At 40.4% G+C, this 26,026-nt stretch carries 20 protein-coding genes; 7 read left to right on the top strand and 13 right to left on the bottom strand.

The window, feature by feature from the left end:
* Nucleotides 1-306 precede the first annotated feature (306 nt).
* Nucleotides 307-1,971: a L,D-transpeptidase family protein gene (locus ACFSKL_RS21550; protein WP_376889240.1), complete on the top strand. Its 1,665-nt coding sequence runs from the start codon at nucleotides 307-309 to the stop codon at nucleotides 1,969-1,971.
* On the opposite strand, the gene ACFSKL_RS21545 is transcribed toward ACFSKL_RS21550, so the two are convergent.
* Entirely contained in the window at nucleotides 1,951-2,643 is a 693-nt protein-coding gene (locus ACFSKL_RS21545) for a murein L,D-transpeptidase catalytic domain family protein (protein WP_376889238.1), read from the bottom strand. The genes ACFSKL_RS21550 and ACFSKL_RS21545 overlap by 21 nt on opposite strands.
* Before the next feature lie 432 nt (nucleotides 2,644-3,075).
* On the opposite strand from ACFSKL_RS21545, the gene ACFSKL_RS21540 reads away from it, so the two are divergent.
* The 3 genes from ACFSKL_RS21540 to ACFSKL_RS21530 all read left to right on the top strand — a co-directional run bounded on the left by ACFSKL_RS21540 (nucleotide 3,076) and on the right by ACFSKL_RS21530 (nucleotide 4,956).
* A complete protein-coding gene (locus ACFSKL_RS21540; protein WP_376889237.1) occupies nucleotides 3,076-3,471 on the top strand; it encodes a DUF983 domain-containing protein in 396 nt (131 codons plus the stop codon).
* Between the two features lie 174 nt (nucleotides 3,472-3,645).
* Complete coding sequence (locus ACFSKL_RS21535) at nucleotides 3,646-4,167, top strand: hypothetical protein (protein WP_376889235.1); 522 nt, start codon at nucleotides 3,646-3,648, stop codon at nucleotides 4,165-4,167.
* A gap of 3 nt (nucleotides 4,168-4,170) precedes the next feature.
* The gene (locus ACFSKL_RS21530; RefSeq protein WP_376889234.1) at nucleotides 4,171-4,956 is read left to right on the top strand and encodes a YoaK family protein; all 786 of its coding nucleotides are present in this window, start codon (nucleotides 4,171-4,173) and stop codon (nucleotides 4,954-4,956) included.
* On the opposite strand, the gene ACFSKL_RS21525 is transcribed toward ACFSKL_RS21530, so the two are convergent.
* The 6 genes from ACFSKL_RS21525 to ACFSKL_RS21500 form a co-directional block, all read right to left on the bottom strand.
* Nucleotides 4,946-6,187: a glutamate-5-semialdehyde dehydrogenase gene (locus tag ACFSKL_RS21525; protein WP_376889232.1), complete on the bottom strand. Its 1,242-nt coding sequence runs from the start codon at nucleotides 6,185-6,187 to the stop codon at nucleotides 4,946-4,948. The two genes, ACFSKL_RS21530 and ACFSKL_RS21525, sit on opposite strands and share 11 nt — an antisense overlap.
* Nucleotides 6,180-7,262: a glutamate 5-kinase gene (proB, locus tag ACFSKL_RS21520; RefSeq protein ID WP_376889230.1), complete on the bottom strand. Its 1,083-nt coding sequence runs from the start codon at nucleotides 7,260-7,262 to the stop codon at nucleotides 6,180-6,182. The genes ACFSKL_RS21525 and proB overlap by 8 nt, the downstream gene beginning before the upstream one ends.
* Nucleotides 7,263-7,343: 81 nt before the next feature.
* A complete protein-coding gene (corA, locus tag ACFSKL_RS21515) occupies nucleotides 7,344-8,351 on the bottom strand; it encodes a magnesium/cobalt transporter CorA (RefSeq protein WP_376889228.1) in 1,008 nt (335 codons plus the stop codon).
* 1 nt (nucleotide 8,352) lies between these two features.
* Complete coding sequence (locus tag ACFSKL_RS21510) at nucleotides 8,353-8,727, bottom strand: response regulator (protein ID WP_376889226.1); 375 nt, start codon at nucleotides 8,725-8,727, stop codon at nucleotides 8,353-8,355.
* A 200-nt stretch (nucleotides 8,728-8,927) separates the two neighbouring features.
* The gene (gene groL / locus ACFSKL_RS21505) at nucleotides 8,928-10,556 is read right to left on the bottom strand and encodes a chaperonin GroEL (protein WP_376889225.1); all 1,629 of its coding nucleotides are present in this window, start codon (nucleotides 10,554-10,556) and stop codon (nucleotides 8,928-8,930) included.
* Nucleotides 10,557-10,599: 43 nt separating this feature from the next.
* A complete protein-coding gene (locus ACFSKL_RS21500) occupies nucleotides 10,600-10,878 on the bottom strand; it encodes a co-chaperone GroES (RefSeq protein WP_241272886.1) in 279 nt (92 codons plus the stop codon).
* Nucleotides 10,879-11,097: 219 nt separating this feature from the next.
* Between ACFSKL_RS21500 and ACFSKL_RS21495 the strand changes: the two genes are divergently transcribed.
* Nucleotides 11,098-11,805, top strand: coding sequence for a hypothetical protein (locus tag ACFSKL_RS21495; protein ID WP_376889224.1), 708 nt, complete (start codon nucleotides 11,098-11,100; stop codon nucleotides 11,803-11,805).
* Nucleotides 11,806-12,155: 350 nt separating this feature from the next.
* Here the strand turns inward: ACFSKL_RS21495 and secG are convergent, their stop codons facing one another.
* Genes secG through miaB form a run of 5 tightly spaced genes read right to left on the bottom strand, consistent with a single transcriptional unit; the run spans nucleotide 12,156 to nucleotide 16,669 of the window.
* The gene (secG, locus tag ACFSKL_RS21490; protein ID WP_376889222.1) at nucleotides 12,156-12,524 is read right to left on the bottom strand and encodes a preprotein translocase subunit SecG; all 369 of its coding nucleotides are present in this window, start codon (nucleotides 12,522-12,524) and stop codon (nucleotides 12,156-12,158) included.
* 10 nt (nucleotides 12,525-12,534) lie between these two features.
* Nucleotides 12,535-13,338: a hypothetical protein gene (locus tag ACFSKL_RS21485; RefSeq protein WP_376889220.1), complete on the bottom strand. Its 804-nt coding sequence runs from the start codon at nucleotides 13,336-13,338 to the stop codon at nucleotides 12,535-12,537.
* Between the two features lie 38 nt (nucleotides 13,339-13,376).
* The gene (locus tag ACFSKL_RS21480) at nucleotides 13,377-13,871 is read right to left on the bottom strand and encodes an LptE family protein (protein ID WP_376889394.1); all 495 of its coding nucleotides are present in this window, start codon (nucleotides 13,869-13,871) and stop codon (nucleotides 13,377-13,379) included.
* 37 nt (nucleotides 13,872-13,908) lie between these two features.
* Entirely contained in the window at nucleotides 13,909-15,195 is a 1,287-nt protein-coding gene (locus ACFSKL_RS21475; protein ID WP_376889219.1) for a sigma-54 interaction domain-containing protein, read from the bottom strand.
* 13 nt (nucleotides 15,196-15,208) lie between these two features.
* Nucleotides 15,209-16,669 (bottom strand): tRNA (N6-isopentenyl adenosine(37)-C2)-methylthiotransferase MiaB, encoded by a 1,461-nt coding sequence (gene miaB, locus ACFSKL_RS21470; protein ID WP_376889217.1) that lies wholly within the window; start codon nucleotides 16,667-16,669, stop codon nucleotides 15,209-15,211.
* A gap of 244 nt (nucleotides 16,670-16,913) precedes the next feature.
* Here miaB and ACFSKL_RS21465 point away from each other — a divergent pair, with 244 nt between their 5' ends.
* Both ACFSKL_RS21465 and tamL read left to right on the top strand, forming a co-directional pair.
* Nucleotides 16,914-21,962: a translocation/assembly module TamB domain-containing protein gene (locus ACFSKL_RS21465; protein ID WP_376889215.1), complete on the top strand. Its 5,049-nt coding sequence runs from the start codon at nucleotides 16,914-16,916 to the stop codon at nucleotides 21,960-21,962.
* Nucleotides 21,952-24,240, top strand: a complete 2,289-nt coding sequence (gene tamL / locus ACFSKL_RS21460; RefSeq protein ID WP_376889213.1) for a translocation and assembly module lipoprotein TamL — start codon at nucleotides 21,952-21,954, stop codon at nucleotides 24,238-24,240. Before ACFSKL_RS21465 ends, tamL begins: the two co-directional genes overlap by 11 nt.
* On the opposite strand, the gene aceK is transcribed toward tamL, so the two are convergent.
* Nucleotides 24,237-25,967: a bifunctional isocitrate dehydrogenase kinase/phosphatase gene (aceK, locus tag ACFSKL_RS21455; protein WP_376889211.1), complete on the bottom strand. Its 1,731-nt coding sequence runs from the start codon at nucleotides 25,965-25,967 to the stop codon at nucleotides 24,237-24,239. The genes tamL and aceK overlap by 4 nt on opposite strands.
* Nucleotides 25,968-26,026 lie beyond the last annotated feature (59 nt).

The following is a 26,026-nucleotide window of genomic DNA, read 5'->3' as shown; positions in this document are numbered from 1 at the left end:
TATAGCTTTTTTAAACAAAACCAAATACCAAACCAAAGTTAAGTGATAGAATCATTTCGAACACCTGTAAAGAAGAAAGCGGGATAAAGGAAAAGATGGCTAGGAACCCAATGATTGAATAAATGCATTTTCCCCAAAATGGGCAAAATCAACCCGCTTATATTGATGGGTTGAAAATTCCCATAAAACAGGGTCTGTGTTAAGTCCTTGATTGCAAATGGACTAATGGTGTTGGGGTTGTCATTTATGTTTGGGTGGCAATAAGTACGGATTTTGACATGTATACCCTGAAACAAATAGCCTTTTATGGATAAGAAAATAATATTGCCTATTGCTTTGGTATTGATAGTTGGTTTGGGTTTGTTCTGGATTATCAATCAACGAAGTTCAGATTTAAAGGATGAACTCAGGCAAAATTTGGAAGGTGAAATAAATGGGGTTTTAGCCAACTCAGATTATAAAGATATAATAAAAGATTTTTATGCTGGCAGGGAGTACCTTGAAGTTTGGCTTTTCAACGGGACACTTTCAGATTCAGGTGAGGGATTGCTTACCCAGATAGAGGATTCCAAATATGATGGTTTGCAACCTGAGGATTATAATCTGGGCCAGATTTATGGGCTTTCTACCAATGCTGCCAAACAGGGCAAGAAGTTCAAGGAGCTATCGTCTAAACAAAAAGTTGATTTGGAACTTTTGCTTACAGAAGGTTTTTTAATGCTTGCCCATGATATGGAAAAAGGCAAGGTAAACCCTTCGGTTTTGGACCCTGATTGGAAGTTTGAGGAGAAAAAAACTGATGTGGTATACACGGAATTGTTGGAAGAAGTTGCCAATGGGGTTTCGGTTGAGAAGATATTTACAAGTTTTTATCAGGGTTTAGATTTGTATGTCCAAGGGAGGGAGGCGATGAAGTCTCTGTATAAAATTCATGAAAATGATACACTTACATGGGAGTCAGAGAAGATAGAAGGCTCTGTAAAAGTGGGGGAGGAGCATGCCGCTATCCCTGCTCTGAGGCAAAGGTTGGCTTTTTGGGGTTTTCTTGAACCAAATGAAGTGGAGGACTCCATGTATTTTGACTCAACCATGTACAGGGGGCTTATGAAATATCAAGAGTCTAACGGAATGATTCCTGATGGAGTTATAGGGGCATTGGTTGCCGAATCACTTAATAATTCCCCCCAAAAGCTGATTGATATTGCTTCTGTCAATATGGAAAGACTGAGGTGGATGCCCAAAATGGATTGGGAACAGGAAATGGTACTTGTCAATATTGCCAATTACCAATTGGATTATATGGAGAAATCGGATACAGTGTTTTCGGCCAAGGTAATTGTTGGGAAGGAGTATAATGAATCCCCGACCTTCACAGCACTGATGAGCTATATCGTGTTTAGTCCCTACTGGAATATTCCCAATTCAATCACACACAATGAAATCATTCCGGCAATCAAAAAGAATAAAGGTTATTTGAAAGAGAAAAAGATGGAGGTTGTGACCAACTCAGGGAAACCAGTCGATGCAACTAATGTGAATTGGAATGAGATAGGGGATGGGTTTCCATATAGGATAAGGCAAAAGCCTGGTGGGGACAATTCATTGGGTTTAGTGAAATTTATGTTTCCAAATGAATACAATATTTACATTCATGATACACCGGCAAGAAGTCTATTTGATTTGGAATCCCGTGCATTGAGTCATGGCTGTATAAGGATTCAAAATCCGGAGCAATTCGCCAAGATATTATTGAAAAATGGGACATGGGATGATGAAAAGATAAAGGAGGCTATGAATTTGGAAAATGAAAAAGTGGTAGAATTGGATCGAAAAATCCCCGTTGTACTGGTTTATATGACTTTCTGGGCTGACAAGAGTGGCAAAGCCAATTTTAGGCCTGATGTGTACCAACGGGATCAAGCACTTTTGGAAGCGCTTAGAGATTCAAAATCAAGCTCTGATCAAGCTTGATTTTGTCAAATAACTGTCGTCATTTCCGAAGATGAAAAGTAAAGATTCATTCTTGATCAAGTCTATTGCTTCTGTCGAAATCTCAGTTGGAAGCGCAGGACAGCCTAAGCTTCTGCCCAATCTGCCGACAGATTTGGCAAATTCTTCTCTGGCATAATCTGCTCCATGAATCACGATAGCGCGACTCCTTGCTTGGTCATTGAAACCTTTCTCCAGGCCATCCAGCCGAAGAGAATATCCATGTTTTCCTAAGTAGGTTTCTGCAGTCTTATAGAAACCTAAGCTACTTTTGAAAGATTCTGGCTCATTGGAGAATGCATTCGCCATTAAGTCTCCAGAATTTCTGCCATGGGAAACCACGGAATTTAATAGGACTTTGTTATTGTCAAGATCAATGATCCACATGCGTTTTGCAGTAGATGGGAGACTAAAATCAATCACTGTCAATAATTTTGATTTGAGGTGGCGGTTCATTTTGTACCATCCTTGTATGGCCAAAGAGAATACTTCTTTGGAAGGAAGTTTTTCACACGTATGCCCTAAACCATCATAGATGGCAGAAACTTGGTCCGAGGATGTAACAGAAATAGCAGTGTTTTTTTTATTGAAATCGGGATTTGGTAAGATACATAAAAACAAAAAGAAAGTTATCGTGAAGGTTTGTGTTAACATAAGCAGTAAGTTGAATCTTCAAATTTTGGATGATGCCCAAAGTTCAAACGAATTTTTGGGCAGGTTCTTATATTTTGGTCAATTAATTGGGGGAATGTAAGAAGCTTCCTTCCAGTGTTACCTTTTTTAGCTTGGCTAGGTACATTTGACTTTAAATTTGAGGCAATTATAATTGATTAATTTGCATTTTCATAATTATTTACCTGTCAGACAATGTATTAGGATTGGTATGTCAACAGGCAAACATGGAAAATAATTCAAGTGAATACGAAAGGCAAGGTTATTGGAAAAGCAATCGGGTAGCTATTTGCCGGTTTATCAGATTGGTTTTTTTGTGTATTGAACCGAATCATCTTATTATTTAAATGCTACAACTATGATCATGGCCAATTTGGGAATTCGTATATTTGCATAATTAATTATTTAATGCAAATGAACAATAAGAGTTTAGGGCTAGCCATGCTCCATGGCAATTGTCCAAGATGTAGAGAAGGCCGCATATTCCCCACTTCAATGGTAAGTTATAGAAAGCTGTCAGATGTATATCAAAAATGTCCAACTTGCAATGCCGTATTGACTCCTGAGCCTGATTTCTTTTATGGCGCCATGTATATCAGTTATGCTTTTTCAGTTGCAATAGTAGTCAATGTATTGATCATATTGAACTATTTGTTTGATGACCCTGATGTCTGGGTCTACGTAGCTACCGTGCTTGTCAGCAATGTAGTCTTGATCCCGCTCATGTTGAGATACTCCAAGGTGCTCTATCTCTATGGCTTGGGGAAACTATCCTATGATCCCAATTGGCGGGAGAAAACCCAAGGCTGAAATGTTTCCGTTTTAATAGGGTAGTCAGGTTTTGTTGCTTCAATCAAGCAGGGTATTATAGTTTGCTATAGATTTTGGGGTTTATATTGATTATTTGTCAAATTATTTTTGGTTTTATTGAAAAATTTAAAATGGTCAAAAGAACCTTTATTTATGTAAAATAGTTTAAACATTATGCCTATTAAAATGGTAGGGATGATAGTTTTGCTTTTTTTGAATAATTATGGTCATATGAGAGGTATTGTATTGAATGTTGTTTTCGGGATGGTCGCCATCACTTTGTTTCTATTGGTTACTAGGTTTGGCAATCAGCCGATGAATGATATCATAGGTGAATGGAAAGAAGTGTCATGGGATTATGAAAAAGTTGATATCTTGAATCAAGCTGATACATTGACCATTGATGATGTATTAGACCAGACCAGGGTCCAGTTGGGTGAAAATTTTGTGATTCACAAATCTGAAGTATGGGAATTCAACAAAGACAATACCTTGAAGGTAGGCTTTGATGATGGGAGTGAAGAGTTTGTAGAATGGAAGCTCAAAAGCAAAGGGGATATTTTGAAACTCACCCATGAGGGTAGTGTCCTTGAATATTATACAATCAAAGAATTGAATAAGGATAAGTTGGTTTTGCATTTCCATGTTGATTTGAATGCAAGAGGGATTGTCAAACTGACATTTGAAAAAGTTTAGTGTATGTTAAGAAAGTATAGCAGCTCTCGGACTCTGAAGGATAATATCCAATTGGGTTCTTTAACGGCTTTTTCGGCGGGAATGGTCAATGTGACTTCATTGATAATTTTCTTTGCCTTCACCTCCAATGTCACAGGGCATTATGCGATTTTGGCGGAAGAGATTGCCAAAGGCAATTGGAATCAGGTACTGATGGTCTTTTTTTGGCTGTTTCTGTTTTTTTACGGAAATTTTATAGCCAATTATTTGGTCATCAACAGTCAAAGGTCAAGCTACATAGCGCATGCATTGCCATTGGTTTTGGAGATTGTTTGTCTTTCTTCTGTTGGCGTTTATGGATTGTATTATTACCAAGAGACACTTTTTGAGACAGAGATTCTGATTGGGGTCATGCTATTGGCCATGGGTTTGCAAAATGGATTGACCGCCAGCATTTCCAATTCTGCTGTCAAGACAACACACATGACAGGGTTGACCACTGATTTGGCAATCTTGGTGTCAATGTTTACCAAAAAGAAATACAGGGAAGTAAAAGAACTCAGAGACAAGGCAAAACTGCTATCCACGATAGCAGTTTCTTACATCCTTGGAGGTGTTATTGCAGGCCTGATTTACTTCGCAATGGGTTTCAAGGTCTTCTTTATGGTTTCTTTGTTCTTGGTATTTGTTATCTTTTATGATTATACCAAGCTAAGATTTCAACTCCTGATGAGGAAAAGAAGGTCGAAAGTGCCTGGGGGCAAAAGAATCAAACTAAAGGAAATGTGGTTGGATAGGGTTAGTTTCTAAACTGCCCATTTCCTTTTATGATCCATTTATAAGAAGTCAACTCTTTCAGTGCCATGGGGCCACGGGCATGCAGTTTTTGGGTGCTGATGCCTATTTCTGCTCCCATCCCAAACTGATTCCCATCGGTAAATGCAGTAGAGGCATTGGCATACACAGCTGCTGCGTCCACAGTCTGTAAGAACAAAGAAATATTCTCCTCGGATTCTGACAAGATAGCTTCGCTGTGCTTAGAGCTGTATTGATCAATATGTTCGAGTGCCTGATTCAGGTTTTTTACGGTCTTTATGGACATTTTGAGGGATAGGAATTCAATGCCAAAATGACTCTCATCCGCAAGTCTGATCAGCTGATGTGGTTGGAGTGCTGCGAATGATTGATTGTCAGCAAAGATCTCTACATCTTTTTCCAGTAGGGGATGGACAATTTCATTTAGGTCATCCAGTCTGTTTTCATGGATAATCAGACAATCAAGGCTGTTGCAGACGCTTGGTCTTCTGGTTTTGGAATTGGCTATGATCGCTTTGCCTTTAGCCAAATCTGCTGTTTCATCGAAATACGTGTGGACAATCCCTGCACCGGTTTCTATCACAGGTACTTTGGAGTGTGTGCGTACATAATCTATCAACTGTTGACTGCCTCTTGGGATGATGATGTCTATATAGCCTACGGCTTCCAAAAGCTCCTTTGTGGCACTTCTGGCTGCTGGGAGCAGTACAAATGCCTCCTCAGGAACTTGGTGTGCCTTGAGTGCCTGATGGATTAATTTCATGATTTCCTTGTTCGAAAATTCCGCATCGGAACTTCCCTTGAGTACCAATCCATTCCCGGACTTCAAGGCTATGCTGAAGACATCGAATGTCACGTTTGGCCGAGCTTCATAGATGACGCCAATTACACCTATTGGGACACTGATTTTCTTTAGTTCCAATCCATTTTGGAGTGTTTTTTCTTCCAAAACCTCCCCGATTGGACTTTCTAGGTCCTTGATTTGGCGAATCTCCGAGACAATATCTTGAATTCTCTTCTCTGTGAGTTTTAGCCTGTCATATTTGGAGTCATTTGGATCCATTTTTTGCAAGTCAATCTGATTTGCCTGGATGATGGAGTCAATGTTTGCCAAAGTCAATTCAGCCAAAGTCTCCAATACAGCAGAAATCTGCGCATCGTTGATCCGGACTAGCATTTTTGCTGACTTTTGAAGTTTTGAAAACACAGTGTTTGTATTAGTCATGGTGAAAAAGATAAAGGTAATCGTAATGGATAATGGGTTTTTGGTTTTTCAGGCCGATTCTTTCAAGGGCTGTTTTTGAAGGATACTCAGCCCTTCCCAAGCCGAGACGGTTGCCTTCTTCGTCTGAAATCCTTAAGATGTCCCCTTTTTTAAATTCCCCATAGACACTGGTCACTCCAATGGGGAGTAGGCTGATAATCTTGTGGTCGTAGAGGGCAGTTTTGGCTCCCTGATTGATGATGACTTCTCCTTTGAAGTATTGGTCGCCATGTGCAAGCCATTTTTTTGTGCTTTGCTTTGCTTTCTTGGGTTCGAAATAGGTGAAATTTGTGTCCTTCGATAGGATTTTCCCCAAGATGTTTTCACTTTTTCCATTTGCGATAAACACCTGTATACCAAGATCGGCAGATTTTTTGGACATATTCAGTTTGGTCAACATACCTCCTCTTCCAAATGAGGATTTTGTTGCTGAAATATAGCTTGAGAGCTTTTCTGTACCATGCCCCACCTCACGGATCAGCTCAGACCCGGGATGGTCCGGCGGACCGGTATAGATCCCATCCACATTTGTCAACAGAATCAAGGTGTCTGCATCTACCATGGCAGCAGACAGACTTGCCAGTTCATCATTGTCTGTGAACATCAGCTCAGTGATAGCGACGGTGTCATTTTCATTGATGATAGGGATGATCCCTTGTGCAAGCAATCCCAACACGCAGTTTTTCATGTTGAGGAAATGCTTCCTATCCCTAAAATCCTCCTTTGTAACCAAGATTTGCGCAACCTGAAGTGTGCTTTTTGCAAAGAGTTTCTTATAGGTGTTAATCAAATCAATCTGACCTGTTGATGCCCAGATTTGTTTTTTCAATACTGGATTCAGTTTTTCAGGCAATATTGTCTCCTTTCTGCCAAAAGCTACTGCACCAGAACTTACCAATATTACTTTGATCCCTTTTTTTCGGTACTCTGTAATTTCGGCAACGAGGTGATCCATTCTTTTTATATCAGGATTCCCGTCTTTATCCGTCAGGACATTTGAGCCTACTTTGATGACGCAGAAATTGATAGCATTCATAGCGGTTTTGTGAAATTCACGCAATGATAAGCTTAATGATGAAAAATTACTAAAAAAAACGAATCTGTTTTGCTGATTTGATCAAAACCAGTTCTTTCTTTTAAAATAGATTACCATCATGACAGAAACAACTATAAAAAATGACCAGCTGCTGAGGTAACCATATTTCCATCCCAACTCCGGCATGTATTCAAAGTTCATCCCATATACTCCGGCGATAAATGTCAGGGGGATAAATATGGTGGCGATGATAGTCAAAGTCTTCATTACCTCATTTTGCTTCAAGCTGATGTTGGTCATGAATATCTCTACCAATGTGGTGATGGATTCCCTCTGCATTTCAAGGTTTTCTATGATTTCTACTGTGTTTTCATAGATGTCATTGACGAAAGGGCTTGATTTTTTGGTGATGAATGGACTGTCCGATTTCCGCCAAGATGAGATAAGTTCTCTGGTTGGCCAGATGATTCTTTTGATTTCTTGGAGGGTCTTTCTTTGCCTGTAGATATCTGCAAGCTCTATTTTTTTGTTTTGGCTCACAATATCATCCTCCAAGATTTCTATCTGGTTGCTGATCAGCTCTAGGATAGAATAGTATTGGTCAATAATGCTGTCCAGTAGGGTGTAGGCAAAGTAATCTATTGCCAACTTACGCATCTTGCCATTTGGGTTTTCCAATCTTGTACGGATTGGGTCAAAAATATCATATTCATTTTCCTGAAAAGTGATGATCAGGTTTTTGTTGAAAATGATGCTTACCTGTTCTTTCTCCAAATGATTGATGTCACTTTTGGTATAGAGCATCTTACTGACTATCAGTATGAAATTTTCGAAATCCTCCAGTTTTGGTCTTTGATCCAGATTATCGATATCCTCATAGGCGACCGGATGGATATCAAAATGTCTACATATGTCCTGAAAGATTGTTTTGTCATGACTCTGATGAACATTTAACCAACATTTTTTATCCGGCTGGATTTTGTTGTCCAATTCTTCAATAGAGGTAATATGGTGTTTTTCAAAAATGTTTTCACCAAAAATATAGAGTTCTAGGCTTCTGTTTGTGATGGTTTCCGAAGATGAATTCATGTCAGAAAAGTATTTTGAATTTGTCTGGGGTAAGTGGTTTTTCTATAAAACCTTCAACACAGGAATATTGTTTCGCTTTTTGTCTGTCCTGAAAGTTGATGGAGCTTGACAACATGACAATCCTATCTTTTCTGCCTTCAAAAACTTTCAGATATTCATTCAGAAAATCCCAACCATTCATAACTGGCATGTTGATGTCAAGCAGGATTAGGGTGTTATCCTCGATGCTAAGTTGTTCAATCCTTTCAAGTGCCTTCTCGGCCTCCAAGAACTCTTCTATTTGATCAGCAATGTTCATTTTTGAAATCAATCGCTTATTGATCAGGTTGTTGATCGGGTCATCGTCAATTAAAATAATTGAGTAGAATGAGTGCATTAATTATACTTGAGATAAAAGTTGACTAAATGGTGGAATTACATGGTCTAAATTACAATTATAATCTTATGATAAAAATAGATGCTTCGTATTTTTCACACTAACCTTTATTTTTTTGTTTTAATTCAGGTGATTTTTTTATGAAAAAAGGGAATCGATTCGATTCCCTTTTTAGTTGGTTTTTGAGAAAGAAGGATGGATTACATCATTCCTCCCATTCCGCCACCGCCCATTGGAGGCATAGCAGAACCTTCTTCTTTTACGTCGGCGATTACGCATTCTGTAGTCAAAAGAAGGGCAGCGATAGAAGCTGCATTTTCCAATGCCAAACGCGTCACCTTGGTAGGGTCAATCACACCTGCTTCGAATAGATCTTCGTATACATCTGTTCTTGCATTGTAACCATAGTTTCCAGAGTTTTCTTTGATTCTATTGATCACTACAGATCCTTCTCCACCAGCATTCTCAACGATCGTTCTCAATGGAGACTCGATTGCCTGTCTGATGATGTTGATACCTGTATCTTGGTCTTCGTTTTCCCCTTTCAAAGAATCCAAAGCAGCAGCAGCTCTTACAAGTGCAACGCCACCACCTACTACAATACCTTCTTGTACAGCAGCTCTTGTTGCATGCAATGCATCGTCAACCCTGTCTTTCTTTTCTTTCATCTCTACTTCCGTAGCCGCTCCTATGTATAGGATGGCAACACCACCAGAAAGCTTAGCTAATCTTTCTTGTAGCTTTTCTTTGTCGTAGTCTGAAGTTGTTTTTTCTATTTGGGATTTGATCTCTGCGATTCTAGCTTGGATAGCAGCTGGATCACCAGAACCATTTACGATAGTGGTGTTGTCCTTGTCAATGTTGATTTTCTCTGCAGTACCCAAATAATCGATGGTAGCGTTTTCCAGTTTGTATCCTCTTTCTTCAGAGATTACTGTACCACCTGTAAGGATAGCGATGTCTTCCAACATAGCTTTTCTTCTGTCACCGAAGCCTGGTGCTTTTACAGCAGCTACTTTCAGAGCTCCTCTTATTTTGTTTACTACCAAAGTAGCCAAAGCTTCACCATCTACATCTTCAGCAATGATCAACAATGGCTTGCCTGTCTGTGCTACTGGCTCCAACACAGGAAGCAACTCCTTCATGGAAGAGATTTTCTTGTCATATATCAAGATATATGGTCTCTCCAATTCAGCTTCCATCTTCTCAGTATTGGTAGTGAAGTATGGAGAAAGGTAACCTCTGTCAAACTGCATTCCTTCCACAGTTCTTACTTCAGTTTCAGTTCCTTTTGCTTCCTCTACAGTGATTACACCATCTTTACCAACTTTTTCCATGGCATCAGCAATCATTTTACCGATCTCCTCGTCATTGTTGGCAGATACTGTAGCTACTTGCTGGATTTCTTTTCCAGTAGAGATCGCCTTAGAGCTATCTCTCAAAGAACCAACAACCGCCAAAACAGCTTTGTCGATACCTCTTTTCAAGTCCATTGGGTTGGCACCTGCGGCTACGTTTTTGATACCAACATTAAAAATTGATTGTGTCAAAACAGTAGCGGTAGTAGTTCCGTCACCTGCATTGTCTGCAGTTTTTGAAGCCACTTCCTTCACCAATTGTGCACCCATGTTTTCGATAGGCTCAGACAATTCGATTTCTTTGGCTACAGATACACCATCCTTGGTAATCGTAGGAGCACCGAATTTTTTGTCGATGATTACATTTCTACCTTTTGGGCCAAGTGTTACTTTCACTGCGTTTGCAAGAGCATCTACACCTTTTTTCAGTTTGTCTCTCGCGTCGGTATTGAAAAATAATTCTTTTGACATTTTTTTTAAATTTTGAGTTTTTTGAATGTGTTAAAACAGATGATTAAAGGATAGCAAAGATGTCAGCTTCTCTCATGATGAGGAAGTCCTTGCCATCTACCGGGATTTCGGTACCAGCATACTTGCCATACAATACAGTATCACCCACTTTGACAGTCAAGGGTTCATCTTTTTTGCCACTACCTACGGCTACAACTGTTCCCTTTTGAGGTTTTTCTTTAGCAGTATCTGGGATGTAAAGTCCAGAAGCGGTTTTCTCTTCTGCTGCAGCTGGTTCTACCAGAACTCTATCTGCAAGAGGTTTGATGTTCACGTTTGACATAATTATGATTTTTATTAAAGTTAGTTCTATAATGTTGTGATGCTCTCTTTCACTTTTTGTGCCAATTGATGTATGCTGTCCTTACCTGACATAAAGTCGGCTTTCCCTTTCTGATTTCTGTCATAGAGCTGTGTATTTTTAGGAAGAACTGTCAAATTTTCGTTGAAAGTGTTTTTTTGATGTCAGTTATTTCTTAAATTTTGAGTAAAAGAATTAGTTATGAAAAATTTGTCAGAAAACTGGATCACCGAAGGATGGATAGATTTTGAATATAAGAAATATCTTCTGCTTGCCTATCTCAAAGGGGTAGGGGCTGATTTTAAGCAAGTGAAGTTGTATCCACCCCTTGCTGATCTCATTCACCATTATGGTAAATTGAAATCTTTTGAAGAAGACAAAAATAAGTTGAAAGCGGCATTCCCTAAGCTTTTGGAAGGGCCTGATATGAAGAATATGAAGCTGAATTATAAACCTATCTACATTGATGATGATGCAATGAAGCAATTGGAGGAGATTGTCCAGTATTCATTGCCCCAGTTCAAAAATTATATAGAAGAAGGGAGAAATATCTATGATTTTTTGGAGAATGAAATGCTTATAGAACCAATTGGGATTTCCCCACTTTATCAGAAAGAGGGATATGTTATGCTTTCGCAAGATGATTCAAAAGAGATCCTGATCTACAAGTTCAAAGTCAGTTTGTTTCAGAATAGCATAGACAAATTTAAAGGTATCATGCTTCAGTTTATAAAAAATGTGAGACTGTCTATGGTCAATACTTTCGAACAGATAAAGCTGGGCTTGGTGAGGGAACATCAGGAATTGCCAAACCCTGCAACATTTAGGATTCATTCAAAATACCAGATTCCACTCCAGGAAAGCTTGATCCCCATTAGCAAACGGCTACTCCTGAAAAATGTAGAATAAAAATGTGAAGGGCATATATGCAAGTAGGTGGCCCGATCAACAAGGGATTTGCTTTTAACAATTTCAAAGTGAGAATCTTCGAGGGTTGTCCAATTTAGGCGGATTGGCCTGTGGGGAAACAGTCCAATGGTGATTAAGTTCAAACCCTCGATGGGTTTTTTTGGATAAAAGCGATTTCCTTGTCCCAATCAATTAATCAACTGAAGGTTGCTGAACAATCGAACTCAGGCTATAAAAATAACCTCACCACCTTGCTTTGTATGGGGACTTGCAGTTGTGTGGAGATGCAAAAATAAAAAGCCCAGCTTCGGCAGCAGGGCTTTTTATTTTATTGAATAATATTCAATCAATTAGTTTTCTTCAGAACCTTCCTCTTCCGTAGTGCCTTCTTCGGCCGGGGTAGAAGGAAGTATGCTTTCGCTATTGTCAAAAGATGGGGTTACGATTTGTTTTTTCGCACTTTCGATATTTGGCGAACTGAAATTATCTACACTTGAAGAGCTGTAGAATGCAGACGAAACAAGTGAAAGCACAAGGATGGCGACAGCCAATACCCAAGTGGATTTTTCAAGGATATTCCCTGTCTTGGTCACCCCCATAATCTGGGAAGCACCACCGCCAAAAGCGGAACCTACTCCACCTTTTGAATTCTGGGAAAGTATTACCAAAACCAATAATACTGCTAAAACGATTATAATGCTGATAATTACGGTAAACATATTTTTAATTTTAATTCTCTAATTCTTTAATCAAGTCCGCAAAGTAAGTGCTTTTATTTGGAAATTTCACCATCAATTTTTGATAAATTTCTTTGGCTTTTTTATTTTTACCTTGCTTGGCAAGTAGCCTTGCGTAGGACTCGGACAGCAAACTGGGGTTTAGTTTGGTACTTTCTTCCGAAAGGTCACTTTGCTTTTGGAAGTTTTCAATCTCTTTGATTGTTGCCAATTTTATATCCTTTTTGCTGAAGGATTTGATAAGATCGATCTGTTCTTTTTTCTTGATGTCCAGGATTTCCTTTTTCTCCTTCTTTTTGATCGTTTCGATCAGGTCATCAGAACCGCCCCTTTTCCTTTTTGGTTTTTCAGGCTTATCATTACTTGACGCCGTGTTTCCTTTCAGCTCTTCATCCAATTTCTTCAAAACCCCAGCTCTTTGCGAGGGACTTTGCTCTGGGGTAGGCTTGGGGATCAATTCGTTTTCTCCACTATCCTCTACCGTTTGGATTGTCTCATTATTGGGGAGGACAGGTTCCGAAGATCTTGGCATGAAAGCTTGGAATGAAAGCTTGGAGATGGAATCCGGCTCTTCGATCAATTTCTTGAGCCAAGCCCTGTCAGGACTATTGATGGCGGCCCAAGCTAGGAAATCAGAAGGCTTTCCACTTGTCTTTTTGGACTCATATTTTGCCAACAAAACATTGGGGATCTGGAAATAGGGAAAGTTCTGGTGAAGCTTGTAAAGTTTATTCACCTGATCCTTATTGAGTTGGTCACCCTGTTGTACAATAGTCAAAAATTGTTTTGCGTTCACTTGGCTTTTGTATTATGGATTTCGAAATATAAGCATTTTTACCAATTGGCGACAGTTGCCGTAAAAATATCCTGAATGATATTTTCGAATATTTCTTCGATGAGGGCACTTTCTACCTGCAACAACGAGGTAGTTCTGGGATTATAGTCCGAAAAGAAGGAAAAACTTCTTTTTAGGTTTTCTTCCTCATTCTTAGTGTTGATAAACTCTACTTCTACTACAATCGTCAACCTTTCCTGGCCAGCCCTGTCCGGGGCATTGGGGTCGGTACTGGTGACTGTAGCTTGGGGAGCTATGTTATACCTGGAGATAGCCCCGGATAGTTGTAGGTCACCATTTGATCTTACCAGTTCGAGCTGTGTGTTTCGCTGGTAGAAGTCTTTCAAAGATTCTGTAAACTGCTGCCCCATATTGGCAGGGCCACCACCAGAGTCATTGAAGAAATTCTCTACCGAAAATGTCTTCGTGATGTCATAATTGAGATTGGTTCCCGTGAAGCCATATTTGATGGTACAGGCATTGGGAATAATCATCAATCCCAGTATGAATAACAACGAACAAGCCTTCTTTTTATTCAATATCATATTGTTTGATTTTCCTATACAACGTCCTTTCTGATATTCCAAGGTCGCTTGCCGCATATTTTCTTTTGTTGTTATGCTTTCTCAGTGCCCTGATGATCATTTCTTTTTCCTTTTTCTCCAAGGAAAGGGAATTGTCATCTTCTTCATGGATGATGTCTTCGATGGATTCATCTTCATAATCGTCCATCTTGTTTTCATTTTTCTGGGAATCGATCACCAACGGCATGTTCACAGATGAAGCCGTATTGTTGGACTCTTCAAATGACACCGGAGATTCCAAGTCTTGGAAAAGGTTTTGGTGTTTGTTGATGATCGATGAATTGAGTCCTCCGGATTGATAGCTTTCCAGTACCAACTTTTTTAACTCATGCATGTCTTTTTTCATGTCAAAAAGAACCTTGTAGAGGATGTCCCTTTCGGAAAAATCCGTACTGCTGTCTTTGCCTGACCCACCTGTATAGGCTGCAGGCAGCCTGGTTTGCTCAGTTGGTAAATAGCGTCCCAAAGTATTGGCATCGATTTCCCTTTCTTGTTCCAGCAAAGAGATCTGCTCAGCCAGGTTTTTCAATTGCCTGATATTGCCGGGAAATGGGAATTTCATCAGAAGGGTTTTGGCATCATCATCCAATGAGATAGGTTTTACCTTGTATTTTTCGGAAAAATCAGTCGTGAATTTCCTGAAAAGCAATACAATGTCTTCTCCTCTTTCCCGCAGCGGTGGTACAAAAATCGGAACCGTATTCAACCTATAGTACAAATCTTCCCTGAATTTCCCTTTTTCTACCGCTTTGATCAAATTGACATTGGTAGCGGCAATGACCCTTACGTTGGTTTTTTGTACTTTGGAAGAGCCTACTTTGATGAATTCACCATTTTCCAACACCCGAAGTAGCCTTGCTTGTGTTCCAAGGGGCATTTCACCGATCTCGTCCAAGAAAATGGAGCCTCCATCCGTCACTTCGAAATATCCCTTCCGAGCTTCATGTGCACCCGTAAATGAACCTTTTTCATGGCCAAACAATTCAGAGTCTATTGTTCCCTCAGGGATGGCCCCACAGTTGATGGCAATGAATTTACCATGCTTGCGAACACTAAGAGAGTGGATGATTTTGGAAAAAGATTCTTTCCCACTTCCACTTTCTCCTGTGATCAACACGGTCATTTCGGTTGGGGATGCTTGCATCGCCACCTGAATGGCATGGTTGAGCAAGGGGCTGTTTCCAATGATTCCGAATCTTTGCTTTACACTTTGAATTTCTGATGCTGTAATCATTGTGTGTTATTTATCAGGCAACGACCTCACCAAAAAGTGTGGCAGGGGTACAATCAGTGATCTTTACCCTTGCATAATCGCCTTTCTTCAAATTTCCTTTTGCTATGATGACTACTTTATTTGCCGAATTTCTTCCTTTCAGCTGATCTCCTGATCTTTTGGATTCTCCTTCTATCAGTATTTCCTGGATCTTTCCGATATCCAATTTGTTCCTCTCTTCCGAAAGCTTACTTTGTTTCTGGATAATGTCATTCAGCCTTTTCTTTTTGACATCCAAAGGAATATCATCAACGTATTTTTTTGCTGCCAAAGTACCTGGCCTTTCCGAATAATAGAACATGTAAGAGAAATCATATTTCACAATGTCCATTAAGCTGAGGGTGTCCTGATGCTCTTCTTCAGTCTCGGTACAGAACCCAGCTATCATGTCGGAAGAAATCCCACATTCTTCCCCCAGTATCTCCCTGATTTTGGAAACCCTTTCCAAATACCACTCCCTATCATAAGTCCTGTTCATCATTTCCAAAACCCTTGAGTTTCCACTCTGAACAGGTAAATGGATGTATTTGCAGATGTTGTCGTACTTTTTCATGGTGTATAACACATCATCTGTAATGTCCTTGGGATGTGAAGTAGAAAAACGCACCCTTAGGCTTGGGCTGATTTGGGCTACCATTTCCAATAGATGGGCAAAGTTGATGACTGTACTTACCGCATCCTCTTTTTTGTTGAGTCTTGCTTTGTTGTTTTCTTCAGGAGACCATTTGTAGCTGTCTACATTTTGGCCTAGAAGAGTAACTTCTTTGAACCCCCTGTCAAACAGCTCCTGTGCTTCTTTGACTATGGAATGCGGATCCCTGCTTCTCTCCCTGCCCCTGGTAAATGGAACCACACAGAAGGAACACATATTGTCACAACCGCGCATGATGGAGATGAATGCACTCACACCATTGGAATTGAGTCTAACGGGAGAAATGTCCGCATAGGTTTCTTCCCTTGACAAAAAAGTATTGACTCCCTTGTTGCCTTCTTCGGCTTCTGACACCAAGTTGGGAAGGTCTCTGTAAGCATCTGGACCGACGACTACATCCACCAACTTCTCTTCTTCCAGCAGTTTTTCTTTCAACCTCTCAGCCATACAGCCTAATACGCCAATGGTCAATTCCGGCTTGTTCTTTTTGATATTGTTGAATTGGGAAAGACGTTTTCTGACTGTCAATTCCGCTTTTTCCCTGATCGAACAGGTATTTAAGAAAATTACATCCGCTTGCCCAAAATCCGAAGTGGTATCAAAGCCATTGTCTTTCATGATGGATGCGACAATCTCCGAGTCGGAGAAATTCATCTGACAGCCATAAGATTCGATATATAGTTTTTTTGATTTCCCTGTATTTTCATCTTCAGTAGTTTTGTAATCACAGGCTTGAGCCTCTTCCGCTGAGATAATATCTATGTCTTTGATGATGTTTTCCATGTAATAGTCAATTTCAGTTTGCAAAATTAAGTAAATACCGACAAAATGACAGGTTTTTATGTGGATTTATTTATTGTCATTTATCCTATAAAAATTAAGTCCAAACAGAAAATGGGATTATTATGGCTTTATTTTTGCCCAATTTAATCATCATAATGTTATATTTGATACTTGTTCCATAACTAACCAACTTGTAATCATCAAAAAGCTTTTGCGCAAATTTTTAAAAATTTCGGGAATCGTTGTGCTAAGTATAATGCTGGTCCTGATAGCTCTGATATTTTTCATCAGAAGTCCTTGGGGACAGGGCATCATCGTAGAAAAGGCTACAAGTTTTCTTTCTGAAAAAACCGAAACCAAAATCGAAATAGAGAGGCTTTTTATAACCTTTACGGGAAATGTTTCTTTGGAGGGCTTGTATGTAGAGGATTTGGGTGGCGATACTTTGCTGTACTCCAACGAGCTGGAAGTGGGCGTTGGTCTGTGGCGTTTTATAAGATCTGGAGACCTCCATATCTCAAAATTGGAATGGGATGGACTCAAAGCCAACGTCTACAGGACTGAAGGTTCAGAAAAATTCAATTATGATTTTTTGATAGATGCGTTTGTGACTGAGCCAAGTGAGCCAGAACAAGTTGTGGAGGGGCAGGAAGAAAATCCTTCCGAGCCTATGAAAATCTCAATTGACCCGATTGTTTTGAGGGATTTTGATTTGAAATACATGGATGCAAACTTAGGCATGGAAGCCAGTTTGCTACTTGGAAGCCTAGAAGTGGACATACCTAGGTTGGATTTGGAAAGCATGGCATTTGATATTAGAAATGTTGACTTAAGGGACAGTAAAATAAGTTATAGACAGTTAAAACCATTGGAGCCTACTGAGGACTCAGGTTCGGATGTGGAGGTATCGCCATTGGTGTCATTGGATAACTTTATCATCAAAAATGTTTCCCTGAAATATGACAATGAGGTAGGGAATCAATTGGCTGATGTTTTTATTGGGGCTTTAGAACTCCAAATGCCGGAATTTGATTTGGCAGATCAGAGATTGATGGTGAAGTCACTGTCTTTGGTAGGCTCCAAGTTGTTGTATCACGATTTTTCGACTCCTACTCAGGCAAAAAGTTCAGAAGAAAACGATGTGGATATTGCACCTTTTGCCTGGCCGGATTGGATGGTAGAGATCGGGGATATTCATTTTGGGGAAAATAGGATTGAGTTCAAAACAAAAGATGTAGCCACAAAACAAGGGTATTTCAATCCTGAGGCGATGGTTTTTGAGAATTTGGATTTTGATTTGGAAAATATCTATCTCAAAGAAGAAAAGGCAGGCTTAAAGATCAGCAAATTTGAGTTCAGGGAATCAGGTGGGTTTGAATTGAAAACATTCACCACGGGTATCAAGGTGGAAAATGAATCAATCCATATTGGCGATTTCAATATCGAAACGAATAGGAGTCGCTTAAAGGTAGATGTGGAAATTGGTTATGGTTCACTGCAGGCTTTAATCGATGCGCCAGAAACAAGCACATTTGACTTGGAAGTAGGACAATTTCTGGGGGATATCAGGGATGCCTATTATTTTGAGCCAAGCCTCCGAAATGATCCAATGATAAGGAGTTTGGCATCCTTTCCCGTGAAATTAAAAATGCGGGCCAAAGGGGATCTCTCTTCTATGTCCATCCCCAATTTGGACATGGGTTGGGATCAGACTACTTTATCAAGTACAGGCTACCTACACAATGTTATGGACATTGACAGGTTGGCTTTTGACTTTCCGGAGATCAAATTGAATACAGACAAAAAGACCATCTTGAAATTTGTCGATGAGCAGCAACTTGCCGGGGTGAATCTGCCCCAAAATGTGTCATTGGTGGCTAAAGCAAAAGGTGCTTTGGATGATTTGACGGCAGCAGTGGAATTGGATACCGATATGGGGAAAATCAATTTTGATGGTGCATTCAAAAATCAGGATCAAATAGTGTACTTGGCCAATTTAAACGTGGAGGGTTTACAATTGGGGAATATCTTGGATAATCCTGGATTGGATACTTTGACCTTTGATATCCATAGCCATGGTAGCGGAACATCCATTGAAAATCTGACAGCTGAACTTTCTTCCAATTTTGATCGCCTTCGAATCAATGGGAATGATTATTCTGGATTGTTGTTGGAAGGAAAAATGGAAAATGGGCTTGGGGACATTAAGCTTGCATTGGAAGATGAGTATTTGGATTTCGAACTGCTGGGCAAACTGGATTTGGATTCAGTCAACTCCAAGATTGACTTGAATTTGGATTTGCGGGGTGCCGATTTTTTTGAATTGGGATTTTTTCCCCAAAGTCTCCGGGGGAAATTTTTGCTGACAGCCCAGTTTGAGGGAAATCCAGACAGTTTTGATTTACAGATGGATCTGAATGATGCCATCATGGTTTTTGAGCAGAGGAACTATCCAGTAGGAAGCCTTGATCTGAAGGCAAGGGTGCGGCAAGACTCCACAAGTCTGGATATCAAAAGTTTATTGGTCAATGGGGATTTGAGGTCAAATACATCTCCACAGTTGTTGGGAGAAGCTATCAACCAACATCTAAAGAGATATATTGACAAACAGGACTCCATTGTCAATGATGGTGGAGAGGTGCATATGAAGCTTAATTTGACGATAAACCAAGCTCCGATTTTGAATCAGGTGTTTCTTCAGGGATTGGAGAAGTTGGATACAGCTAGGATCAGTGTTGATTTTGACCAACGAAACTCAACGCTTGACGCTAATGTAGACTTTCCGTATCTGAAATATGCAGGAATAGAGTTGGACAGTATGGGGCTTCGCCTGCGCTCGGACCAAGAAGAATTGGACTTGGCTTTTGGGTTTATTAAACTAGTGACCGGGCCATTATCTATGGATAGGACCTATTTTACAGGCGAGTTGAAAGAATCAAGGCTTTATTTTGATTTCAATGCCTTTGATGGGGATGAAAGGATGGCCCATGTCGTTACGGATATAGGTATGAGGGGCGATACATTGAGTATCCATATTTCACCGGAGGATTTATTACTGAACAAAAGGGAATGGCAGATTCCGGAAAACAATGAGGTTTTGATTGCGGGGAATTATCTTCATTTTGAAGAGTTTAGATTCAACAGAAATGGCCAAGAGCTGTTGATCAGGGATGATTTGGATGATGTGTCAGATGAACATCTTGCGATACTGTTCAAGGATTTCAGGTTGGAGACATTTACCAGTTTATTCAATCCGGATGAATTGATCGCCGGAGGTACACTCAATGGCAGGTTGGTCGTTGAGAACCCTTTTGCCGCCGTAGGGTTATTGGCAAATTTGGAAGTCAATGAACTCAAGGCGCTAAATGTCCCACTTGGCAATTTGAAGCTGGATGCAGTTTCTGAAAACCCGGGAAACTACAACCTCAAATTAGCCTTGAAAGATGGTGGATTGGACATAGACATGGGAGGGAGTTTTGTTGCTGATGAAGCGGGAGGAGAATTTGATATAGACCTGGATTTGAACAAAATCGAGATGGAGGTAATAGCAGGTCTATCCGGTGCCGAATTGCGGGATGCTTCTGGTTATATCTCCGGAAAAATCAACGCTTCCGGCAATACAAACGATCCGGTATACGAGGGTGCTTTTGCATTCAATCAGGCATCTTTTTTGGTGTCTCAATTGAATTCCAAATACCTACTGCCAGATGAAAGAATCAGAATCGACAATGGTGGAGTCTATTTAAGCAATTTTACTTTTCAGGATACAGAGGGACAAAAATTTGTCATAGATGGCTCGGTCAAAACTGAAAGTTTTACAAACCCGAGCTTTGACCTCAAGTTGAAAGCCAACAGTTTCAAGGCAGTAAGTTCCAGCCGAGAAGACAATGATTTGTTTTTTGGAAGTGCGATCATTGATGCAGACGTGACCGTGCTGGGAGACCTGAATTTGCCACGGGTCAATGCGAATATAAATATCAAAGAAGGGACTGACTTTACGGTGATCATTCCCGAAACCCAGTTGGATATAGTAGAAAGGGATGGGATTGTGCAATTTGTAAATAGACAGGATCCGTACGATATCTTGACGAGGCGTGGGGATGAGGTTTCCAGTACATTTTCAGGATATGATATCAGGGCGATTTTGAAAGTGGATCCTGCGGCGGTTTTTAAGATTATAGTAGATGAAAGGTCCGGGGACAACTTGGAGGTTTCGGGAAGGGCTGATTTGAATATGGAGATCAACCCCAACGGAAGGATTACACTGAGTGGAAATTATGAAATAGAAAAAGGACATTATGAGATGTCATTGTACAATCTTGTAAGCAGGAAGTTTGATATAGCTACAGGAAGTAGGATTACCTGGAATGGCGATCCAATGGATGCGGATTTGAACATTTCTGCCATTTACACCATAAGGACTGCTTCCACCGAATTGATGGCATCCCAGATATCCGGAACCAACGCGGATTCAAGATCACAATACATGCAGGAACTGCCTTTTATGGTATATCTGAATGTGGATGGGGAATTGTTGAAGCCGGCGATCTCGTTTAGGCTGGATATGCCGGAAGAGCAAAGAGGGGCACTGGGCGGAAATGTATACAGCAGGGTTTTGCAGGTGAATGAACAAGAAGACGAACTCAACAAGCAAGTATTCTCACTGTTGGTCCTCAATAGGTTTTTCCCATCTTCAGGAAGTGATGGGTCTGGCGGGGGAACAGCTGCCATTGCGAGAAATAGTGTGAGTCAAGTGTTGTCGGGCCAGTTAAATGCTTTGTCAAGCAGTATTTTTGGCAATTCAGGATTGGAATTGGACTTTGACTTGGATAGTTTCACCGACTACCAGGGAGGTACTGCCCAAGATCGTACCCAATTGAATGTGAGTGCAAGAAAGCGGATGTTTGATGACAGGTTGATTGTGCAAGTGGGTAGCCAAGTGGATGTGGAAGGAAGCTCCCAAAATCCTGATCAATCCAATGCTGTATTGGGAAATGTGAGTTTGGAATATATTCTGACCAAGAATGAAAGGTACAGGCTAAGGGCATTCAGGAAAAATCAATTTGAAAGCATTATAGATGGCCAATTGATCATAACTGGAATAGGTGTCATATTCAACAGGGAGTTCAACCAGTTTTTCGAACTTTGGAGAGGGGTTGAAGCAGACAAGGGTAAAACAAACCCAATCGACAAACTCAAAGAGGAGAATGGCCAAAAAGAAAAGAAGGAAGAAAATGGAAATCCTTCGAATGGAAATTCCGAAAAATTAAAGGAGGAGGAAAATGAAGATTAAGTCCACTGATATACTTGTTTTTGGTTTGCTGCTTCTTTTTTTGGCAGCATGTAGTGTGAAGAAATTTATACCGGAGGATGAATTTCTGTATACTGGATCCAAATTGAAAATCGACTCCGAAGAGTCCATCAAAGATTACAAGGGGCTGAAATCCGAATTGGAAGGGTTGATAAGGCCAGAACCAAACAGCAAGGTGCTGGGGATGTATTTTGGGCTTTGGACACACTACAAGGGCAGTAAGGAAAAACCGGGATTTATCAATAGGTTTCTAAAGAAGAAATTTGGGGAGGAGCCAGTCTATTTTAGCAAAGTAAACCCTGGGACTACGGAGGAATTGATGGTCAATAGATTGGAAAATAATGGTTATTTTTATTCTACAGCCTCTTCAGAAGTTGAAAGAGGTGACAAATTTGCATCTGTAGGATATCAGGTTGAGGTGAGTAGGCCATATTTGTTGCGTGATTTTAGCATTGATCGGGATTCACTGGAAATAGACAAGGAAATCAAAGCTTTGATGGAGGATACACCATTGAAAAAAGGGGGACGTTTCGATCTGTCCATGCTTACCAGAGAAAGGGAACGGTTGGATGAAGAACTGAAAAAACTGGGATACTATAATTTCAATGCCAATTATTTGATTTTTGAGGCGGATACCAATGTCAATGACCAAAGGGAGTTTGATCTTTTTTTGAGATTTAGATCCAATACCCCCAATAGTGGGGTGATCCCCTATGTGGTGAACAATATCAGGATTTTCCCGAACTATTCAGTTATGGAGGAGGAAGACAAGATAGATACTGTTACAATCGACGGCAAGGATTTTATCCAGGGAGTGGAGGTTTTTAAGCCAAGGCTGTTGGAGCAGTATGTCTTGCTGGAAAAAGGTGAAAGGTATTCTCCTGTGAAATCCAGATTGACAAGCAGTAGACTGAGCTCTATAGGCAATTACCGTTTTGTGAATTTGAGGTACGAAGAGCTTGGTGATAGTGTCACCAAAGGGAATCTGGATGCCAGCATTTATTTGTCCCCCCTGAACAAAAGGTCGGTTAGGGTAGAACTCCAGGGAGTGTCCAAATCGAATAATTTTGCCGGACCTGCCTTGAATTTGATTTACAGAAACAGGAACTTGTTCCAAGGTGGTGAAACCATGAATCTGACGGCTAAATTTGCCTACGAAAACCAGATTGCAGGCGGTCAACTGTCGGGCTTGAATTCCATAGAACTGGGGCTGAAAGCGGACTTGATCTTTCCAAGGGTCGTATTCTTTATTCCCATCAAAGAAAAATTCAGCTATTCAGTGCCGAAAACCAAAATGAGTTTGGGTACAGAATACCAAAATAGGGGAGGCTTGTATCGGCTCAACACTTTCTCGGCAAACTATGGCTATTACTGGAACGCCAATAGGTTTGTATACCATGAGATCAATCCTATCAGCTTGAACCTGGTCAACCTGAGCAGGACATCCCCCGAATTTGAGGAGATTTTGGACAACAATCCATTTTTGAGAAGGAGTTTTGAGCAGCAATTTATAGCAGGTATCAATTATACTTACAATTACAATAAATTGTCAGACAGGTTTAGGACTCATGGGATTTTTATAGGAACCACCCTAGATCTTGCAGGCAACGGATTGAATCTCGCAAAATCCATTACCGGAGGTGAGCCAGGTACATTTTTGGGTTTGAATTTTGCGCAGTATTCCCGGGTTGATTTGGATCTGAGATATTATTTGAGATTAGACCAAAACAATACCATTGCCACCAGACTGTTTGGTGGGGTTGGATTGCCCTATGGGAATTCTGAATCCCTGCCATTTGTAAAACAGTTTTTTTCCGGTGGTCCCAACAGTATCAGGGCATTTAGGATCCGGGGATTGGGACCTGGTACCTACAGGCCGGAAGAAGTGAGTCTGGGGTCGTTTTTTGACCAAGCTGGGGATATAAGGCTGGAGGGAAATATCGAATATAGATTTCCCTTGGTGTCTGTATTGAAGGGTGCGCTTTTTGTGGATGCGGGCAATGTTTGGCTGATCAATGAAAATGAAGCTCTTCCTGGAGGGAAATTCACATCAAATTGGTGGAATGAAATGGCAGTAGGAGCAGGCTTTGGGGCCAGGGTCGATATAGAATTCTTTGTGATTAGGTTTGATTTGGCCACGCCACTTAGAGTGCCTTATTTGCCCGATAATGAAAGATGGGGCAATACATTTGATGTTGGGAGTAAAACTTGGAGAAGGGAAAACCTGATATTCAACTTTGCGATTGGCTATCCCTTTTAGATTTCCTCATCTGGTCTGAACCTAATAGTTTTGGGGTAAGGAAATGCATGGAGCAGTTCACCTGACCGGATTTTATTTTGGATATCGATCCAATAATCAGGGTTGAAAAGCAAATGGTGAAAATCCCAAAAGTGTTGCTTGACATCAGTCCTTCCGATCATGAATCTCTTGAAGTCTTCAGGGAAGACATCGTTTTTGGCAATATCATACCAGGGGCTTGAAGCATATATCTGCTCGAAAGTTTCGGCTTTTGGTTTCCATCTGAAATTCATGTCCGTAAGAAATTCGATTTCATCGTAATCATAGAATATTACCCGTTTCTGTCTGGTGACACCAAAGTTTTTTGTCATCATATCACCTGGAAATATGTTTGCCTGGGCAAGTTGGAGAATGCTGTTTCCATATTCTTCTACTGCTTGGACGGCGTCTTCATAGCTGCAATTCTCCAAATAGATGTTTAAAGGAATCATTCTCCTTTCTGTGTAAAGGTGTTTGATTACCAAATTGTTATCATTGATTACCAAAAGTGAATTGGTGGTGTTTTTCAGCTCTTGGATGAGTTTTGGATCTACCCTTTCCAACGGGAAATGGAAGTTTTCGAACTCGTGGGTATCAGCCATCCTGCCGACACGGTCATGGAGTGAGACAAGTTTGTATTTTTCCCTTACCTCTTGTCTTGTCATGTTTTTTGGAGGCTCAAAGTGATCTTTGATCAACTTGAACACGATGTTGTAACTGGGCAAAGTAAAGACTGTCATCACCATTCCAAGGATACCTTCAGCAACGATAAATTCATCTTTGCTTTGGTTTAGGTGGTTCAGAAAGTCACGGTAAAATTCAGTCTTCCCATGTTTGTTGAAACCTATGGCATTGTAGAGTTCGTGTATTTGTTTATGGCTGATCACGGCATTGAGAAACGAAACCATCTGGGAGGGGATCTCTACTTCCACCATGAAATAGGACCTGCTAAAGCTGAACATATGGGCCATGATCTTGGGGTCAAAAATCATGGTGTCCACAAAAACCCCTTTTGGACCGTTGAGAAATGGGATGATAAATGGCATCCATTTACCACCTACTTTGGTTCTGCCAATCAGGTAAGCAGCCTTATTCCGGAAAAACACCTTTTTCAGAATTTGCGTGACGGTGTCTTTTGTCGGTTCGTATCTAGTTAAAATCACTTCCCGTACAGCCTTTACCAGATATTGAATATCTTCTTCCTTGTTCATATAGGGAACTCCAAAGTCAAAATCAGCTATGATCTTTCGGATGATTTTTTGAAGCCCCCACGCTGACAGGTACGTGTGGAATAGATTTTCGCCTGGATGTATATCACAGGAATTGTATCCTTCATGGACATACATCAAGTTTTCATCTATCGCCAAGTTTGGGAAGGTTTTTCTGATCACAGAGTTGAAAAAAGTCTCTGCAAGCTCTTTGTCTTTGCGTTCAGAGATGCTGTTTGAATATTGTATTTTCACACCCTTCCAAAATTCCTCATCAGTGATTTTTTCCCCCAGATTTTCCTGCAATGTCAAGCTGCTGGATTTTACAAAATCCTTGTAAATCCGGAGTCGCTTTTTATGGTTTTCCTGCATTGCATTCCAGTTTCTATGTGCAAAGAAACCTGGGGCAAGTCTGGTCAATTCATTGAACTTCCCAATATAATTCCCATAACTTTTGATGATATTATCGATGGTAAATTCTGTAGCTTGTGTAAGCGTCATATGATAGGGTAGATAGATAGAATGGTTTTTGAGTTTGCTATTCAGCTATACTCCTGAAA

The sequence above is a fragment of the Belliella marina genome (assembly GCF_042682445.1).
In the GTDB taxonomy this organism is placed as follows: domain Bacteria; phylum Bacteroidota; class Bacteroidia; order Cytophagales; family Cyclobacteriaceae; genus Belliella; species Belliella marina.
Note: the sequence above shows the minus strand (reverse complement) of the source record. Positions and strands in the feature narration are given on the sequence as shown.